Here is an 18,380-nt window from a genome sequence, read left to right as displayed (position 1 = left end):
AAGCCCCCGCTGATCTTTTCTCAGTGGGTCATGAAGCTAGAGGACCGCAGTCTTTTTCACCTTACACTTTGAAAGAAAGAGCAATCCTACAAGAACTTAAGTTTTGATAGGGCAGACTCCGGAATTAGGGGGCCTAGCCGGAAATGCTGTTGTTGGAGCACCGCAGGCGGGTTCTGGGCGAAACAACGGCAAAAATGCCGTTGTTAGAGGGTCGCATGCGGGTTCTGGGCAAAACAACGGCAGAAATGCCGTTGTTAGGGAGCCGCAGGCATGTTCTGGTTGGAACAACGGCAGAAATGCCGTTGTTAGGGCACCGCAGGCGGGTTCTGGTTGGAACAACGGCGGAAATGCCGCTGTTGGAGCGTACCAGGCGGGAAGTGGCGAAACGACGGCAGAAGTGCCGTTGTTCCACAACCCCGGTAAACCCGGTGACCCCCTCCCACATTTCGCGTCCCGCCCCGGTCCTCGTGTCTCACCCTAACCCCTGCGTCCCGCCCTGGTTCCCGCATCCCACCCAGATTCCTGCCCCAGTCTGGCGGCTACTCCCCGGGCGTGCGGCTGATCAGCAGCTCGTATTTGTCCAGCGAAGCTCCGAGAATATGCTCGTTGCTGCCTGCTCCGCGGTGGGATTCGCGGAAGGCGGGGCTGGAGGTCCAGCCCTTGAAGGCTTCCTCGTCCTCCCAGACGGTGCAGATCTTCAATTCTTCTGCGCCTTCTTTGGCTGCACCATGCCATACCTCCATACGGACGAAGCCTGGCATGGCCTGTACGCCGCCCGCTGCGCCAAAACGCTGGGCCAGGGCTGTACCGTGGCCTTCCCTGACCTTAATGGTGTTCGTAACTACCAGCATTTGTAGCCCTCCCTCATTGTGTTCAGTGATGGGTTTGCGTTATTGGGGATTGGTGGTCCAGATCCCGGCAGTCTTAACGAAGACGCGGTCCGGCAGCTTCAAAGCGGCCAGAGCCAGCTCAGCTACGTCCTCAGGCTGCATCATGCGGTCCTCATCGCCGATCTTCAGTCCGGCATTCTCCGCTAGGCCGGTGTTGACGGTGCTTGGCGTGAGCGCAACCACGCGGATGTTGTGCTTGCGCACCTCCTGTGCGAGCGCTTCGGTCATGCCCATCAGGGCGAACTTGGAGGCGCAGTAGGCCGAGCCGGTGGCAAAACCTCTTTCTCCCGCTGTTGAGGAGATATTGATAATATTGCCGCTGTTCTGCTCGATCATTGCAGGCAGGGCCGCGCGGGTAACATAATAGCTGCCGAACAGGTTGATCTGCATATGGCGCTCCCAATCCGCCGGGTCCATCTCCACAAGAGTGCCGAATTTGGCGATTCCGGCATTATTGATCAGCGCATCGAAAGCACCGAGGTCATTCTGAAGGGAGAGCACCGCGCGCTCCGCTTCCTCACGCACAGCAATGTCCGCCGCAGCGATGCTGACTTTCACGCCGTACTCGTTAGTTAGCACCGATTGGAGTGCCTCCAGATCGGATGCCGTTCTTGAGATCAGGCCCAGATTCGCGCCTTCTTTGGCCAGTGCAATGGCCAGAGCCTTGCCGATGCCTTTGCCGGCACCCGTAATCACAACGATTTTACCTTTTAATTCCATAATCTGACGTCACGCTCCCTTTAAAAATGCTTATTTAATGAGTAGCAATTCAGTACCCATTATACCTGAGCGGGAGCGGACAATCACGCCGGGACAGTGATGCCGGTGCGAGAGGGCAGCGTATGGCCCGCTGGATGCTGTTTATTCGATTACTTCCAGCTTTGTCAGAGACACCGTGGCCGGGCCTTCCAGCACGTCGCCATCAATAGAGTAGCGGGAGCCGTGGCAAGGGCAATCCCAGGAGCGTTCCGCTTCATTCCACTCGCATTCGCAGCCCAGATGGGTACAGGTTGAATCGACCAGATGCAGCTTGCCTTCGGGGTCGCGGTACGCACCGGCGCGCTTGCCGTCATAGAAGACAGCTGCACCTTCGTCCCTTCCAAGATCGCGGGCCTTTTTGTGCATAATTTCAATCTTGCCGGCTACCAGCTCCTTGGCGACATTGGCGTTCTGAATAATGAAATTTTTGATCGTCGGCTGGGGCTTGAAGCGAGAGGGATCGTACAACGCGCTAAAAGGATTATGTTTACACTGTATACCATCCGCAATGATGTGCGCGGCCATCGTTCCTGTGGTCATTCCCCATTTTTTGAAGCCGGTGGCGATATAGATTTCCTTATTTTCGGACGCCTTGCCTATATAGGGCACATGGTCCAAGGTGGTAAGATCCTGCGTGGACCAGCGGTAAGGTATGTTTTGGATGCCCAGTAGTTCCTCGGCGAACTGTTCCAGTCTCTCGTAATGGCCGAAGGTGCAGATGCCTTGACCTGTCTTATGGTTGTCTCCGCCGACAAGGACTAGCTTCTGGCCGTTCCATTCCACTGCCCGCAGGGAACGGGTGGTATCTCCGGCGCTCAAATACATTCCACCCTCGAACCCGGTTTTTGGCTCAATCGCTAGAACGTAGGAGCGTTCCGCATACAGGCGCGTGAAATACAGGGCACCTCCGTCATAAAAAGGGAAATGGGAAGCCGACACGGCATGGCGGCAATTGATTTTATACTGTTCGTTTTCGGTATAGAGAGTGAGAAGGCCGCCGTTCATATCCACGGTCTCACCGATCATCGTATGCTCGTAAATAACGCCGCCCTTATCCAGTATGACTTTCAGCAGGCCTTTGAGGTACTGGAGCGGATGAAACCGGGCTTGGTTCGGCATTTTAATAACACCGCCCGCCTTTAGCGGCAAGGTGAGATTGTCCAGCCACTCACCTGGAAGGCCGAGCTTCTGATAAGCCGCGAATTCAGCTTCAAGCTGCTTCAGCGTCTTCTCATCACCTGAATCGGCATAGAGATAAGCTGCTTCACGCACGAGGCCGCAGGACAGCTTCAATTCTTCTGCAGTGGCGATGATCCATTCCAGTGCTTCACTATTTGACTGAAAATAGAGCCGGGCGTTCTCCTCGCCGAAATCCTTAAGCAAATCCTGATAGACCATCCCGTGCTGGGCGGAAATTTTGGCCGTGGTAAATCCGGTAGTGCCTGCGAACAGTACGCCCGCCTCCAGCAGCGTCACCTTATACCCTGCCTGGGCCAGAAGATACGCCGTAGTAATCCCGGTAATTCCGCCCCCGACAATCGCGACATCCGTAACGTGGTTCGCCTCAAGCCGCGGAAAAGAAGGCAGCTCTACGCTGTCTCTCCATAAGGATTTCGGGAATTGCGGAAGGCTTTGTGAGTGCAAATGTGTGTTATCCATTTTATTTTTTCCTCCATCGCTGCCAGATTCCCCTTTATTTATTTCCATAGTTCCGGCAAAAGAAACCCGGCGCCAAGCTACGGTGCAATTGCCTCAGATGAGGTGACGGTGACATAGAGCACTTGATTGACGCTATCGCCATCAGGATTTATACTTGATCTAAAAATAAATAAAAGGATGATAAAGATGAAAACCCTGAATTTGACCTCTCAGCGTCAGGCTGTGTATGATATCCTCCGGAATTCTCATGATCATCCCACCGCTGCGGAGGTCATGAACCGGCTGGTAGAGCAGGGGCACAATCTGGCCTATGGGACGGTATACAATTCGCTGCGTTATCTTTCAGACAAACAGTTGATCCGTGAGCTGAAGCTGGGTGAGGCAGCCAGCAGATATGACGCCCGTCTGGACGACCATCAGCATATCCTTTGCGAGGTGTGCGGCGCGGTGGATGAGGTGATGACCGAGGTGCCGAAGGAATGGATGAATAAGGTGGCCGAGGAGACCGGGTATTCTATCTCCCATGCGCATGTAGTGTTCGGAGGGATATGCCCGGCCTGCAAAAGCAAGAGCGGCAACCAGCGCTAGCAGAAGGCATAGTGTGACCATAGACCCGGAAAATAAATAGACATATTGGAAAAGGCCGTTTTCATAAAACGGTCTTTTTGCCTTTCCTTTTTCCGCCCATTGCAAGTATACTGATTAACAATAATGTCTGGGCTGAAGAAGGGGAGAAAAGGACATGGCAGAGCAATTGCAGGGAATTACCGTGGCCCTTGCGGGCCCGCGCAAAGCAGAGGAAATGGCGAAGCTGGTGCAGAATATGGGAGGTACGGCGCTGCACCGTCCGGCCCAGGGCACGGTGTTTCTGGATGATGAAGCGCTGCGGGAAGGACTTGCCGCATGGACTTCACATCCGCCCGATCTGGCTATTGTGACAACAGGGATGGGGCTGGATGCGCTGTTTGCTATGGCCGCCCAAATGAATCTGGAGGAGCGTTTTCTGGAGGTCCTCTCCGGCTCGCCAATCGCTGCACGCGGCTATAAGACGGTTAATGCGCTCAAGAAGCGGGGACTGCAGCCTGAGGTGCGCGATGATGACGGCAGTACCTCGGGGCTGATCCGCGGGCTTAAGGATTGGGATCTGCGCGGCAAGTCGGTTGTGCTGCAGCTGCATGGCGATCCCGCACCGCGTCTGGTCGCCTGGCTGGAAGAAGCCGGTGCATCCGTCCGTGAGGTGCAGCCATACCGCCATACACCGCCGGAGCCTGGAGCGCTGGCCCGGCTGTTCGCTGAGATTACGGAAGGCAAGGTTGATGCCGTAGCCTTTACAAGTGCGCCGCAATTCCGGTTCCTGGCGCAGTATGCCCGGGAGCAAGGCAAGCTGAAGGAACTCGTGTTGGCTTTTGAAGACAGGGTGCTGGCCGTCTCGGTAGGCCGAATCACCTCGGAATCCCTGAAGGAGGAAGGGGTTACGCGGATTGTTATGCCGGAGCACGAACGGATGGGGAGCATGTTCGTGGAGCTTGGACGGTACGTGGCTGCGCACCGCTGATATCCAATCTGCTGTGACTGATTTTCTCCTGGGAACGGACAATTATATTGCCGGGAGTGGACATTCTCAGCCTTTCTACTTAGAATAATAGGCAACAATACACAAACATAGATACAGAAAGAAGGAGGAGGAACCCGATGGACAAGAGAAAATGTCTGCTTTTGGGTGATTATACCCACCCCCGCTTCCATCCGCTGCAGGGCGTGGACAAACAAATTAGTGAAATTCTGAACGATCTGCTGACTGTTCAGTGCTCGGAAAATAAAAAGCTGCTGCTGAGCGAGCACTTGGCCGGCTATGATCTGTGCATTGCATATAACGAATTGTGGAATGAAACCGTGTCTCCCCAGCAGACCGCAGGGCTGCTGAGCTATGTGAGCGGCGGCGGCGGCCTGATTGTGCTGCATACCGGCATTTCGCTCGCCAAACGGTATGAGCTGGCCCAACTGATCGGCGGCCGCTTTACCGGGCATCCGCCTTACGCTCCGCTGAGCTTCAAGGTTCTGGAGCATGATATTACGGAAGGCCTTGAGGATTTCGAGCTGGATGAGGAGCCGTACCGCTTTGATTTTGATCCTTTTACGGAGAAGACGATTCTGCTCCAGTATGAATCAGACGGTGAAATGCTGCCGGCAGCCTGGTGCCACAGCTACGGGCTTGGCCGGGTGGTTGTTCTGATGCCAGGCCATCATGAGCCATCCTTTATGCATCCTGCGATCCGCAAGCTGATTCTCGGGGCGGCCACCTGGGCCGCACGGATTCCTAGATAATCTTTTTAAATGAACCGCCGTTTGAAGATGCAGCTTTGAGAAATTGCCGTCAGGGGTTATACTTTATCCATAACTGGAATCTTTGGGAGGAAAGTGCTATGAGCGATTTGTTCAAAAAAGCGATCTCTTTAGGAGTGGGCCTCACCATTGTCAGCAAGGAAAAGGTAGAGAAGGTAGTAGAAGAGTTAGTTAAGAAAGGCGAGCTTGCTCCTTCGGAGTCGAAAGCGCTTGTTGACCGGCTGGTGGAGCGCGGGGAGGAAGAACGCGGGGCGTTCAAATCCGTTGTACAAGAGCAGGTTCAGCGTGTGCTGAAGGAGCTTAAGGTTCCTGTTCAAAGTGATGTAGCCGAGCTGGAAGCACGGATTGCCGTTTTGGAGCGCCGTGTAGCTGAACTGGAGGGCACTCCTCCCGTGGAAGAGACATTGCCGGAAACGCGTACGGAATAAATGGCAGTACGCATAAGACATGCCGGACGGTACCGGTCTATTGCCATGGCGCTCATGCGTCATGGCTTCGGCTATATGGTGGAGGAACTCGGCCTCTATCATCTTCTGTCGCTTCCGCGCCGGATCATCACCCAGGAGGTTCACGAAAGTCTTACGCTTGGGGAGCGGATTCGCCGGGTGCTGGAGGACTTGGGGCCAACCTTTGTAAAGCTGGGCCAACTGGCCAGCACCCGCTCCGATCTGCTCCCCGATTCTATTATTCAGGAGCTGGTTAAGCTGCAGGACAGCGTGCCTCCGTTCTCGGCGGAGACCGCGCGGAATATCCTGGAGCAGGAGCTTGATCAGCCTATTGATGAAATCTTCAGTGACTTTGAGAATACACCGCTAGCCGCTGCTTCCATCGGTCAGGTCCACCGGGCCGTGCTGCATGGCGGACAACATGTGGCGGTCAAAATACAGCGTCCCGGCGTTATGAGAACCATGACACGGGATTTGGAGATTCTTCAGGATTTAAGCGCTCTGGCCGAAAGAAGAATGGCCTGGGCGAAGCAATACGAGCTGACGCGGATGGTGGAGGAATTCTCCCGTGCGCTGCTGGCTGAGCTGGATTACGGCCAGGAAGGGCGCAATGCGGAGCGTATTACCGGACAGCTCTCCGAACATGATAAAGTATATATCCCGGCTATCTATTGGGATTTCAGCTCCACACGCGTTCTGACGATGGAATACGTGGAGGGAATTACGCTGAACCGCCGCGAGGAGCTGCTGGAAAAGGGCGTGAAGCTTAAGGCTGTGGCCCAGCAGCTCGTGGAGATGATGCTGAATCAGATTTTTATTCACGGGTTCTTTCACGCCGATCCCCACCCCGGCAACGTTATGCTGCTTGAGAACGGCAAGCTGGCACTGATTGATTTCGGTATGGTGGGCCGGCTCAGCGAAGAGATGAAGGACAGCCTGTCCGCGCTTGTTATTGCCCTGATGCGCAAGAACACCGATTCGATGGTGCGGGCCATTCTGCGGCTGGGTGTCACCCCTGAGGAAGCCGACCGGATGGCGCTGCATGATGATGTGGACCGGCTGCGCGAGGCCTATTATGATATTCCGTTCAATCAGATCAGCATCGGCAAGGCGCTGAACGATTTGTTCGCCATCGCCCGCAGGCACAGGCTGGTCATTCCGCCGGATTTGGCTATGCTGGGCAAAACGATGCTGACGCTGGAGGGCGTTGTCAGCAACCTTGATCCGAACTTCAGCATTGTGCAGATGGCTGAGCCTTTTGGCCGAAGGCTGGCGAGGCAGCGCTTCAGCGGAAGCCGCCTGCAGCGTAAAATCCTCGGCGGCGTGGCCGATCTTGCCGAAAGTCTGGTGGAGCTTCCCGCTCAGGCCAGGCAGTTGTCCTCACTGATCAGCAAGGGCAAGCTGAAGGTGGAGATCGGGCTCCCCGAGCTTAAGAGTATCGAGCAGAAGCTCAGCCGGATCGGCAACCGCCTGTCCTTCAGTATTGTGCTGCTCGCCTTCAGCATTATTATGGCGGGGCTGATCATTGCCTCCTCTCTGCGCGGCGAGCCTTCGATGCTGTGGGATTTTCCAATTGTTGAGATAGGCTCTTTGATTGCGCTCCTGATGATTCTGTGGCTGCTGTTCTCGATTTTTAAATCGGGCAGATTCTAGCCGATGTTCACCGGGGAATAAATTTTCTTCGGCGGATGCACACAAATGCCGCTGAATCAAGTACAATATAAAGGATTAGGCGATAAAGGGCGCATGTGGGACGGAAGGGCTCCGGTGACGGGGTTCTTCCGCTTTTGTTTAAATACAAAAAAGTGAATGCCTATAAGTCATGGGAATTGAGCAAAATTAAAGAAAATAGTGAGGTGGAGACATTGCCGGGTTTTAAGGAATTAGGAGTTTCGGAAAGTTTGAACGGTCTGCTTCAAGGACAGGGAATTGCGAAACCGACGCCGGTGCAGGCGGAAGCGATTCCGCCGCTGGTGCAGGGACTGGACGTTATTGCGAGAGCCAAGACGGGAACGGGGAAGACACTGGCCTTCCTGCTGCCGATTTTGGACAAGATCCGCGTGGAGCAGGCATATCCCCAGGCGCTGATTATGGCTCCGACACGGGAGCTGGCGCTGCAGATTACCGAGGAAGCGCGCAAGCTGGCGCGGCATACCGGAGTAAAGATCCTGGCGGTATACGGCGGGCAGGATGTGGAAAAGCAGCTCCGCAAGCTGGAAGGCGGCAGACATCTTATCATCGGCACGCCGGGCAGACTGCTGGATCATATGCGCCGGGGAACGCTGGATCTTAGCGGCGTCAAAATGCTTGTTCTGGATGAAGCCGACCAAATGCTGCATATGGGCTTCCTGGAGGACGTGGAAGCGATTATTACGGCTGTGCCTTACCGCCGGCAGACAATGCTGTTCTCGGCAACGATGCCTGACCCGATCAAACGTCTGGCCAGCAACTATATGAAAGAACCGCTGGATATCGTAATCAAGAGCGGCTCGCCGATCCCGCTGGACAATATCCGCCAGCAGGTCGTGGAATGCTCAGACCGCAACAAGGAAGAAGCGCTGATTGGGCTGATCGAGCGGGACCGGCCGTATTTGGCGATTATTTTCTGCCGGACGAAGCGCCGCGTCTCGAAGCTGAATGAAGCGCTGCAGGCCGCAGGTTATGAATCCGACGAGCTGCACGGCGATTTGTCCCAGGCCAAACGCGAAGCGGTCATGAAGCGGTTCCGCGACGCGAAGCTGCAACTGCTCGTAGCCACGGACGTTGCCGCCCGTGGTCTGGACGTGGAAGGTATCACCCACGTCTTCAACTATGATCTGCCGCTGGATGTGGACAGCTATATCCACCGGATCGGCCGCACGGGCCGCGCCGGAGGCAAAGGCCTGGCGATCACGTTTGCCTCGCCGCGGGACCGCGCCGGGCTCGACCTGATCGAGCACGGTATTTCCCAGCGGCTGGACCGCCGCCGCTACGAGAAGGATGAATTCGGCGTAGGCGAATTCATCTCTGTGCAAGGCGGCGGTTCGCCGCGCGGCGGACGTCAGCACGCCGCGCCTGAAGCGGCGCGTGCCGGACGCGGCGGCCGCAGCCAGGGGCGCAGCGGCGGAGCTCCGCGCGCCGAAGCCGGAGCGCGGCCGGGCGGACGCGGCCGCAGCAAGGAAGCAGGCGGCTGGGGCGCGCCTGCAGAGGGCCGCAGCCGCGCCGATGCGGGCGGCGGCGGTAAGCGCAGCGGCTACAACGCGGCTGCGCCAAGAGACGGCGCCAAGGGCGCGGAGGCCGGGGTCTTCAGCTACGGAGCCTACAAAGGAGCAGGCTCGGGCGGCAGATTTGGGGATCAAGCCGGCCCCAAGAACAGAGCGAACGCGGGCCGCAGCAAAGAGGCTGGCGGCTGGGGCGCGTCAGCTCCCAAAGGCGGCGGCTCACGCGGCGGCTCCAAGGGCGGCAAAGGCGGTTCCGGCTTCGGCGGGCGCAGCGGCGGAGGCAAAGCATCGCCGCGTGGCGGCCGTGGTTCTGGCGGATCGCGTGGAGGCCGCGGCTCATCCAGATAAAGGAGCCGGGCTTTTCCAACTTTGTCTTGATAAAGTGAAACATTTTGGCCCTATGGCCTGTCTAATAGATATAGAGAACAGAAGGATGGAGTACATTTTTTAGGAGGAAGCAACAGCATATGTCTAAGAGCGCCAAAATTGTGATCCTGCTCATCGTCGTGATTGCTGTCGGCTGGGGGATTGGTAAATATACTGCACCCTCGCCCTCGGCTTCGCAGGAGAATGGGGCAGCAGCCAGCGAAGGCAACGATGCTCAGGCTCAGCCCAGCCCGGCAGGGGAGTCTACAGATGGGGCGGTTAACAATCCAGATGATTCTAGTTTGAACAACAGCGGTGAGCCATCTCCGGAGAATCCGGGTTCGCAGGACAACGCCGCAAATACTGAACCTTCTCCCGCAGCTACAGATAAACCATCGGACACATCTAGCCCGGGAAATAATGAGGTCGATTATACCGTAGAACCTGACAACGTAGCAGTTATGGTCAACAAGCAATATGGGCTGCCTGACAACTATAAGCCGTCGGATCTGGTCTATCCCGATGTGCGGTTCATCTTCTCCGAGAAAATCGAGAAGCGGATGCTGCGCCGCGTTGCCGCCAAGGCCCTGGAGGAAATGTTCGCAGGGGCGAAGGAGGACGGCGTTCATCTGGCCGGAGTTTCCGGGTACCGTTCCGAAGCCACCCAGACCAGATTATTCAACAATTATGTGGCTAAAGACGGCGAAGAAAAGGCCCGCACCTACAGCGCCGTTCCAGGACACAGCGAGCATCAAACCGGACTTGCCATCGACCTTTCCGGCACTGACGGCAAATGCGCTGCCGAGAGCTGCTTCGCCGGGACAGAGGAAGCGAACTGGCTCGCTGCGCATGCGGCGGAGTACGGCTTCATTATCCGTTATCCCGAAGGCAAACAGGATATCACCGGATATATGTACGAGCCTTGGCATGTCCGTTATGTAGGCAAGGATATTGCCGCTGCGATCACCGAAAAAGGAATTACACTCGAAGAGTACTATTCTGATGCTATACCGGTGTCTAAGTAAACTAATCAGGTCTCCAAGTGAAAAGCACTGCAACCCGTTATCAGGCGGGTGCAGTGCTTTTTTTGTCTTTGGTTTGAACCGTCCGAGGGACGAAATTGCCCGGCAATAACAGAAATGCCGTTGTTGAAGCCGACGGGAGAACTGTTCCGGCTTATAGCCAGTTCAGCGATCTAACTAGATCAGCATCAGTTCTAAATCTGTGGCTTAGGACGGAGCCTTTGTGGTTCAGGGAGAGAGGGATTCGTCGATAGCCATCCTCCTGTTCCTTAACGGACCGTAAAGCCCTTATTTTCCCGAAAGGGATACATTTATCCGAGCTAACGGACCAGGAAGCGCTTATCGCCTCTTCGGCAGGTATATTTGGGGTGAATGTCCGCGTATAAAGGCTCTGGAGTCCGTTAACTTGCGGAAAAATGAATTCCAGCAGAAATAAGAGCTGCTCGGTCCGTTACAAGCGGGCAGACTCTTCCGATCAGGAGATGATTCTGTTCGCGGGGCCCTGGTAAGCCTGCAGCGTAATCTCCACGCCCTAATCCGTTCGGCGGAGTATCGTTTGAACTCCAACATTTAGAGTCTGACGATCTACCAGGTTGTAAAACCATCAATTTAAATTACTTATAAGTGTACAGATATAATTCTGCTTAGTGATGGAGGAGAACTGAGATGAACAAGCATATTCATGCGGATGTAATTATTATCGGCGGTGGAACAGGCGGCTGTGCGGCTGCACTGGGGGCGGCGAGATCAGGCAAATCAGTTGTAATGACTGAGGCCTATGATTGGATTGGCGGACAGTTGACCAGTCAGGTGGTTCCGCCTGATGAGAACCGTTGGATTGAGCAGTTTGGGTGTACGGCCAGTTACCGGACATTCCGCAATTCGGTACGCGACTATTACCGTAGGCTCTTTCCGCTGACGGAGCAGGCCCGTGCCCGTGCCGCCCTTAACCCCGGCAACGCCTGGGTCAGCAGGCTGTCTCATGAGCCGCGCACCGCGCTGGCTGTACTGAAGGATATGCTGGCTCCCTATGTGCACAGCGGACGGCTGCAGATCTGGAATGGATATAAGCCTGTACATGCGGAGACAGACGGAGACGATGTCATTTCTGTGACTGTATGCGGGCGGAACGGGGATCATCTGGTTCTGACCGGCGGCTATTTCCTGGATGCGACGGAAGGAGGAGATGTGCTCCCGCTGGCTGGCGTGGAATATGTGACCGGTGCGGAATCAGCCTCTGAGACCGGAGAAAGACACGCACTTGCCGGGCCAGCTAATCCACAGGATATGCAGGCATTTACTCATTGTCTGGCGGTGGATTATACAGAAGGTGAAAATTTCACGATTAACAAACCGAAGGAATATGAGTTCTGGAAGAACTATCAGGCAGACTTCTGGCCTGCCAAGCAGCTTAGCTGGACCGTGACTTCACCGTCAACGCTTACGCCTGTTACTTATGTGCTTCTGCCGGGCGAAGGGGCGAACCCCCTGTTTACTTACCGCAGGCTGGCGGACCGGAGTAACTTTCAGCCGGGAACCTACAAGGAGGATATCAGTGTGGTTAACTGGCCGCAAAATGACTACTGGCTTGGGCCGATCATTGATGTCTCTCCCGAAGAAAGACGGCGTCACCTGGAGAGCGCGAAGCAGCTCAGCCTCTCTCTGCTGTACTGGATGCAGACGGAGGCGCCCCGCAAGGATGGAGGTACCGGCTATCCCGGACTGCGCCCGCGGCCCGATGTTACGGGGGCGCCGGACGGTCTTGCGCAGGCTCCGTATATTCGTGAAAGCCGCCGGATTCGCGCGGAATTCACCATTCTGGAGCAGCATCTCAGCCCTGTCGATCACCCGGACGGCAAAGCCGAGAAGTACACAGATACGATAGGCATCGGCAGCTACCGGATTGATCTGCATCCCAGCACGGCGCTGCGGACCTTCATAGATATTCCTTCACTGCCTTTTCAGATTCCGCTCGGTGCGCTTATACCGGTTCGGGTAAATAACTTGATTCCAGCCGCTAAAAATATAGGTACAACGCATATCACCAACGGCTGCTACCGGCTTCATCCCGTGGAATGGAACATCGGGGAAGCTGCCGGCATGCTGGCTGCCTACTGCCTGGATAACAAGATTAAGCCCCGTGAGGTGCGCAATTCACCGGAGCAATTGAAGAGCTTCCAAACCCGGCTTCGCAATAACGGCTTCGAGCTAGAATGGCCATCTATCGGAGCCGTCTAAGCGAAGCGGAGGCCAGTGCTAAGCCGCTTTAAGCCGCTTCCAGGCCAACATCCAAGCTGTTCTGAAGTTACTCCCAAGCCACTCCAAGCAGATCCCAAGCAGTTTTTAAGCCACTTCTAAGCCACTCCAAGCCACATCCAGGCCCCTCTTAAGCCGGTGCAGATGCAGAATAACTGCTGTACGGTGATATAATGGAGGAACGATATGGATGCAGCAATCAAAATCTCATCATTGGAGTGGCTTGCTTATGAAATTGAGTATTCTGGATCAGTCGCCGGTCTCCGAGGGCAGCACACCGGCCGAGGCTCTAGCCCAGACGGCAAGCCTGGCCAGGGAAGCGGAGAGGCTGGGCTATCACCGGTTCTGGGTATCGGAGCATCATGGCGCGCGCGGACTGGCCGGATCAAGCCCGGAGGTGCTGATGGCTCATCTGGCTGCAGTGACCTCCACCATCCGCATTGGCTCGGGAGCCGTACTTCTTCCGCATTACAGCGCCTACAAGGTAGCAGAGAACTTCCGTCTGCTTGAAGCCTTATACCCCGGCCGTATTGATCTTGGGCTGGGCAGAGCACCGGGAGGCGGGGCGCTTGCCGCAAAGGCGCTTCAGGAGAACCGGACAGGCGGTGCGGATCTCTATGAGCTGCAAATCCGGGATGTCATCACCTATTTGCAGGGCGCAGCAGATTCTTCCCACCGTTTTGCCGGTCTTGAAGCCACTCCTTCCGTAAGATCAGCGCCGGAAATCTGGCTGCTTGGCTCAAGCGGGGACAGTGCCGCCCTCTCTGCGAGGCTTGGCACGAGCTTCGCTTTTGCCGAGTTTATTAACAGTGGAGGCCGGGCAGCGGTGCAGTCCTACAGGAGCAGCTTCCGCCCTTCTCCCGCCGCTGCGGCTCCCCGCTCACTGGTTGCCGTGTTTGCCGCCTGCGCCGAGACTGCGGAAGAAGCCAGCCGGCTGGCTTCCAGTATGGATCTTTCACTGGTTCTGCTGGAGAAAGGCCATGTCTCGACCGGAACGCCTTCGATTGAAGCCGCGCTGAACTACAACTATACGCCATATGACCGGTTCCGTATCGAGGACAACCGCCGCCGTATGGTGCTCGGCTCGCCGGAGGAGGTTCACCGGCAGTTTATGGCGCTCACGGAAAAGTACCAGTGTGACGAGATTATGTTCGCCACTGTTATGCATAGCTTTGAGGATAAGCTGAAATCCCTCCGGCTGATTGCCGAAGCCTGCGGATTGACCCGAAGGGCGGCTGGCGGTTAGCTTTTGTAAGCACGATACCTGAATTTTCTATTTCGCCGGGGATGAGGTAAGATGAAGGAAGGAATATACTTCACACAGCCACAATCAATCCGCTGACGAAAGGAAGGATTCAGGATGTCCATCTATAGCTTTTCAGGAGTTGCCCCTTCGGGTAAAGAACTGCCGTTCAAGGATTACGAGGGCAAGGTGCTGCTGATCGCCAACACGGCCAGCAAATGCGGGCTTACACCGCAGTATGGAGATTTGCAGAAGCTCTATGAGCAGTATGGAGATCAGGGGCTTGTGGTGCTTGGCTTTCCCTGCAACCAGTTCGCCGGTCAGGAGCCGGGGACCAGTGAGGAAGCGGAGGAATTTTGCCAGATTAACTACGGCGTTAAGTTTCCTATTTTCGCCAAAGTAGATGTGAATGGACCGGACGCAAGTCCTCTCTTTCAATATTTGAAGAACCAGCAGCCGGGTACGGGCGAGAGCAGTGATATTCAGTGGAACTTCACGAAGTTTCTTGTGGACCGCAGCGGTAATGTGGTTGCCCGCGTAGAGCCGAAGGAATCACCGGAAAGTATGAAGGAACAGATCGAAGCCCTGTTGTAAAATACACCTCCTGAAACGCGGCACATGCTGAAGCTGCGCTTCAGGAGGTGTTTTTATGAAAATTATCCTTGACGCTTTTCCAAGACGCTGTATCCTTTGAAGAGGAATGTAAAACTTGGTGAATAGCATAAAGTGCAGAAGGAAGCAGGATAATAACGGCAGGAGGGTTTTATAACGGCATGAGGTTAATTACAGAGGTGGCATCGGCAGCAGGTATTAGTGAGGAGCATCTGGAGCTGTACGGCAAATACAAAAGCAAGCTGTCGCCATCCCTTTGGGATGAGCTTAAGCATAAGCCGGATGGCAAGCTGGTGCTTGTTACCGCGGTCAATCCCACTCCGGCAGGCGAAGGCAAGACACTAACGACAATCGGGCTGTCCCAGGCGATGAATGCGGCAGGAGTCAAGACAGTCGCTGCACTCCGCGAGCCTTCGCTCGGGCCATGTCTAGGCATGAAGGGCGGAGCAACCGGCGGGGGCAAGGCGCAGATCGTTCCGGCGGACGAGATCAATCTTCATTTTACAGGGGATATTCATGCGGTGACTTCCGCGCATAATCTGCTGTCGGCCATGATCGACAACCACATCTTCCAGGGCAACGCTCTGGGGCTTGATCCGCAGCGTATTGTCTGGAAGCGGGTAATGGATATGAATGACCGCAGCCTGCGGAATATTGTGACCGGGCTTGGCGATGGCAACGGAACGGTGCGGGAGAGCGGTTTTCAGATTACGACAGCTTCGGAAATTATGGCGGTGCTGTGCCTGTGCGACAATCTGGCCGATCTGAAAAGACGCCTCAGCCGCATGCTGATCGGTTATGACCAGTTGGGTGCGCCGGTAACGGCCAAGGATATCGGGGCGGTGGAAGCGATGACCGCGCTGCTGAAGGAAGCGGTGAAGCCGAATCTGGTGCAGACGCTCGAAGGAACACCAGTGATTGTGCATGGCGGACCGTTTGCCAATATTGCCCATGGCTGCAGCAGTGTGATCGGAACCCGCTACGCACTGAAGCTTGGCGATGTGGTGGTAACTGAGGCGGGCTTCGGCGCGGATCTCGGCGCTGAGAAGTTCATGGATATCAAGTGCCGCCAGGCTGGACTCACCCCCGCAGCGGCAGTCTTGGTGGTAACGGTGAAATCGCTGAAATACAACGGCGGTGTCCGCAAGGAAGAGCTGCATGCCGAAAACCGGGCAGCGCTGCTTTCCGGCATTTCCAACATGGAGCGCCATATTGAGAACTTGGGCAAATTCGGCGTGCCTGTGCTGGTTGCGGTCAATCATTTCGAAGGTGATACACCGGGCGAGATTAACGATGTGCTGGATGCCTGCCGCCGCTTGGGCGTGCCTGCGGCTATCTCCAAGGTATGGGCCGAAGGCAGTGCCGGAGGGCTTGAAGTGGCTGAGGAGCTGAAAAAGCTGCTGGAGCAGACAGAACGCTCAGAGTATGCTCCCTTGTATGAGGATAACCTGGATATCCCGGCCAAAATCAAAAAAATCGTCACCGAAATCTACCGTGGCGCTGATGTGGTTTTCTCCCCTGCGGCAAAGCGCAGCCTGAATTCCATTGAGAAGCTCGGCCTCCAGAAGCTGCAGGTCTGCATGGCCAAAACACCGTACTCCTTCTCTGATCAGCCAAGGCTGCTTGGAGCGCCGGAAGGCTTCACGATGGGCGTGAGAGATATTACGCTGTCCCTTGGAGCAGGCTTTGCTGTGGTGATCACCGGAAATATGGTCACTATGCCGGGTCTTCCAGCCAAGCCGGCTGCGGAAGGGCTGCATGTTGACGAGGACGGCGTGATTTTCGGCCTGGAATAGCTGTTCACAAAATATAGACGCGACAATGCTGCGATACCGTTACAGCGTTGTCGCGTTTTTTTCTGCATAATATCTGAAATAAACTTCGTTTTACAACGGTTCTTTGCTAATTTCTATGGTGCATTCCCTGTCCCTTCCTGCCGCAAGATGACATAATGTACTCCCTCCGGGGAAAACTAAAGCAGCAGCAGATGATGATCAGGATAATCTTAAATTTTAGTCATTTGTGAACATTGTGAGAAAAATCACAAAAAAAGCTTGCGTTGTGATATTAATCACAATATAATCATCGCATGAAGTGAAAAAAATCACAGCTAAAGAAAAATAAATGAAACGCTCAATTTGGAGGAGGAAGAAACCATGAAAGTAGCAGTCATTGGATGTACCCACGCCGGAACCGCAGCAATTGTTAACACCGCCCAGCTTTACCCTGATGCCGAGATTACAGTGTATGAACGTAATGATAATATTTCTTTCCTGTCGTGCGGTATCGCTCTTTATGTAGGCGGAGTAGTCAAGGACCCGCAAGGCCTGTTCTATTCCTCGCCGGAAAAGCTGGCCGAGCTGGGTGTCAAAACGAACATGCGCCATGAGGTTATCCAGGTCGATACCGGCCGCAAAACCCTGCGGGCCCGCAACCTGGCGACAGGCCAGGAATTCGATGACTCCTATGACAAGCTGATCATGACTACCGGCTCTTGGCCGATTGTTCCGAAGCTGGAAGGCATGGAGCTTGATGGTATTCTTCTTTCGAAGAATTTTAACCATTCCAACACCATCATTGAAAGAGCGCAGCAGGTTAACAGAATCACCGTTGTCGGCGCCGGATATATCGGGGTTGAACTGGTGGAAGCTTTTCAAACGAACGGCAAGCAGGTTACGCTGATTGATGGCGAAGAACGTATTCTGAGCAAGTATCTGGATGAAGAATTCACCACCCCGATTCAACAATCGCTGGAGGATCATGGAATTACTCTGGCACTCGGGGAGAAGGTCAGCTCTTTTGTTGGTGAGAATGGTAAAGTGACCAAGGTGATCACAAGCAAGGGCGAGCATGAGACAGATCTGGTTATCCTCTGCATCGGGTTCCGTCCTAATACCGAGCTCCTGAAAGGGCAAGTGGATATGCTGCCTAACGGAGCGATTATCGTCAATGATTATATGCAGACCAGCCACCCTGATGTCTTTGCTGCCGGTGACAGTTGTGCCATTCATTATAATCCGACCGGCAAGCATGCTTACATTCCGCTGGCAACAAATGCTGTACGTATGGGTACGCTGGTCGCACGCAATCTGGTATCGCAGACGATCCCTTACATGGGTACACAGGGAACCTCGGGAATTAAAATTTATGAAGATAATATTGCCGGAACCGGACTGACCGAGGATGCAGCCAAGGCTGAAGGTATGGATATCGAAAGCGTGATGATTACCGATAACTACCGTCCGGAGTTTATGCCTACCCATGAGCAGGTGCAGCTAAAAGTGGTATTCGACCGTGCCACCCGCCGTATCCTTGGCGCACAGATCATGTCCAAAATGGATCTGACGCAATCGATCAACACCGTGTCGGTATGCATTCAAAATCGAATGACCGTAGACCAGCTGGCGTTCATTGATTTCTTCTTCCAGCCTCATTACAACAAACCGTGGAATTTCTTGAACACCGCAGGACTTCAGGCATTGCCTAAAAATGTGGCGGTTAAAGAACCAGTGACTGTATAAGCTTTTGTAGAAAATAGGCCCTGTCCAAGTGGACAGGGCCTATTTTGTCGAGCATGGATTATA

The 18,380-nt window shown here is 54.8% G+C and carries 16 protein-coding genes; 12 read left to right on the top strand and 4 right to left on the bottom strand.

The features are described 5' to 3' along the window. Nucleotides 1-133: 133 nt before the first annotated feature. From AC0LWN_RS21530 to AC0LWN_RS21515, 4 genes are all read right to left on the bottom strand, one after another. Entirely contained in the window at nt 134-445 is a 312-nt protein-coding gene (locus tag AC0LWN_RS21530) for a hypothetical protein (protein ID WP_474668897.1), read from the bottom strand. A gap of 94 nt (nt 446-539) precedes the next feature. Further along, nucleotides 540-851, bottom strand: a complete 312-nt coding sequence (locus AC0LWN_RS21525; protein ID WP_474668895.1) for an antibiotic biosynthesis monooxygenase — start codon at nt 849-851, stop codon at nt 540-542. A gap of 39 nt (nt 852-890) precedes the next feature. Further along, nucleotides 891-1,610 carry a 3-ketoacyl-ACP reductase gene (locus AC0LWN_RS21520; protein WP_474668893.1) on the bottom strand — a complete coding sequence of 240 codons (720 nt, stop codon included), beginning with the start codon at nt 1,608-1,610 and terminating at the stop codon, nt 891-893. 141 nt (nt 1,611-1,751) lie between these two features. Next, nucleotides 1,752-3,308 (bottom strand): FAD-dependent oxidoreductase, encoded by a 1,557-nt coding sequence (locus tag AC0LWN_RS21515; RefSeq protein WP_474668891.1) that lies wholly within the window; start codon nt 3,306-3,308, stop codon nt 1,752-1,754. Between the two features lie 186 nt (nt 3,309-3,494). Between AC0LWN_RS21515 and AC0LWN_RS21510 the strand changes: the two genes are divergently transcribed. From AC0LWN_RS21510 to AC0LWN_RS21455, 12 genes are all read left to right on the top strand, one after another. Next, nucleotides 3,495-3,896, top strand: a complete 402-nt coding sequence (locus tag AC0LWN_RS21510) for a Fur family transcriptional regulator (RefSeq protein ID WP_474668889.1) — start codon at nt 3,495-3,497, stop codon at nt 3,894-3,896. A gap of 154 nt (nt 3,897-4,050) precedes the next feature. Then, entirely contained in the window at nt 4,051-4,863 is an 813-nt protein-coding gene (locus AC0LWN_RS21505; RefSeq protein WP_474668887.1) for a uroporphyrinogen-III synthase, read from the top strand. Between the two features lie 137 nt (nt 4,864-5,000). Continuing rightward, nucleotides 5,001-5,633 (top strand): ThuA domain-containing protein, encoded by a 633-nt coding sequence (locus AC0LWN_RS21500; RefSeq protein ID WP_474668885.1) that lies wholly within the window; start codon nt 5,001-5,003, stop codon nt 5,631-5,633. Nucleotides 5,634-5,731: 98 nt separating this feature from the next. Then, nucleotides 5,732-6,079 carry a phasin family protein gene (locus AC0LWN_RS21495; protein WP_474668883.1) on the top strand — a complete coding sequence of 116 codons (348 nt, stop codon included), beginning with the start codon at nt 5,732-5,734 and terminating at the stop codon, nt 6,077-6,079. Further along, entirely contained in the window at nt 6,080-7,750 is a 1,671-nt protein-coding gene (locus tag AC0LWN_RS21490; protein WP_474668881.1) for an ABC1 kinase family protein, read from the top strand. It abuts the gene before it with no gap. 212 nt (nt 7,751-7,962) lie between these two features. After that, entirely contained in the window at nt 7,963-9,645 is a 1,683-nt protein-coding gene (locus AC0LWN_RS21485) for a DEAD/DEAH box helicase (RefSeq protein WP_474668917.1), read from the top strand. Nucleotides 9,646-9,764: 119 nt separating this feature from the next. Next, nucleotides 9,765-10,688 carry a M15 family metallopeptidase gene (locus AC0LWN_RS21480; RefSeq protein WP_474668879.1) on the top strand — a complete coding sequence of 308 codons (924 nt, stop codon included), beginning with the start codon at nt 9,765-9,767 and terminating at the stop codon, nt 10,686-10,688. A 663-nt stretch (nt 10,689-11,351) separates the two neighbouring features. Then, complete coding sequence (locus AC0LWN_RS21475) at nt 11,352-12,923, top strand: FAD-dependent oxidoreductase (protein WP_474668877.1); 1,572 nt, start codon at nt 11,352-11,354, stop codon at nt 12,921-12,923. 247 nt (nt 12,924-13,170) lie between these two features. Further along, nucleotides 13,171-14,187: an LLM class flavin-dependent oxidoreductase gene (locus AC0LWN_RS21470; protein WP_474668875.1), complete on the top strand. Its 1,017-nt coding sequence runs from the start codon at nt 13,171-13,173 to the stop codon at nt 14,185-14,187. Nucleotides 14,188-14,301: 114 nt separating this feature from the next. Next, nucleotides 14,302-14,778, top strand: coding sequence for a glutathione peroxidase (locus AC0LWN_RS21465; protein ID WP_474668873.1), 477 nt, complete (start codon nt 14,302-14,304; stop codon nt 14,776-14,778). 179 nt (nt 14,779-14,957) lie between these two features. Continuing rightward, the gene (locus tag AC0LWN_RS21460; protein ID WP_474668871.1) at nt 14,958-16,592 is read left to right on the top strand and encodes a formate--tetrahydrofolate ligase; all 1,635 of its coding nucleotides are present in this window, start codon (nt 14,958-14,960) and stop codon (nt 16,590-16,592) included. A gap of 360 nt (nt 16,593-16,952) precedes the next feature. After that, a complete protein-coding gene (locus tag AC0LWN_RS21455; protein WP_474668869.1) occupies nt 16,953-18,317 on the top strand; it encodes an FAD-dependent oxidoreductase in 1,365 nt (454 codons plus the stop codon). Nucleotides 18,318-18,380 lie beyond the last annotated feature (63 nt).

Source organism: Paenibacillus sp. sgz302115 (assembly GCF_056120445.1).
This window is presented reverse-complemented; position numbering and strand designations above follow the sequence as displayed.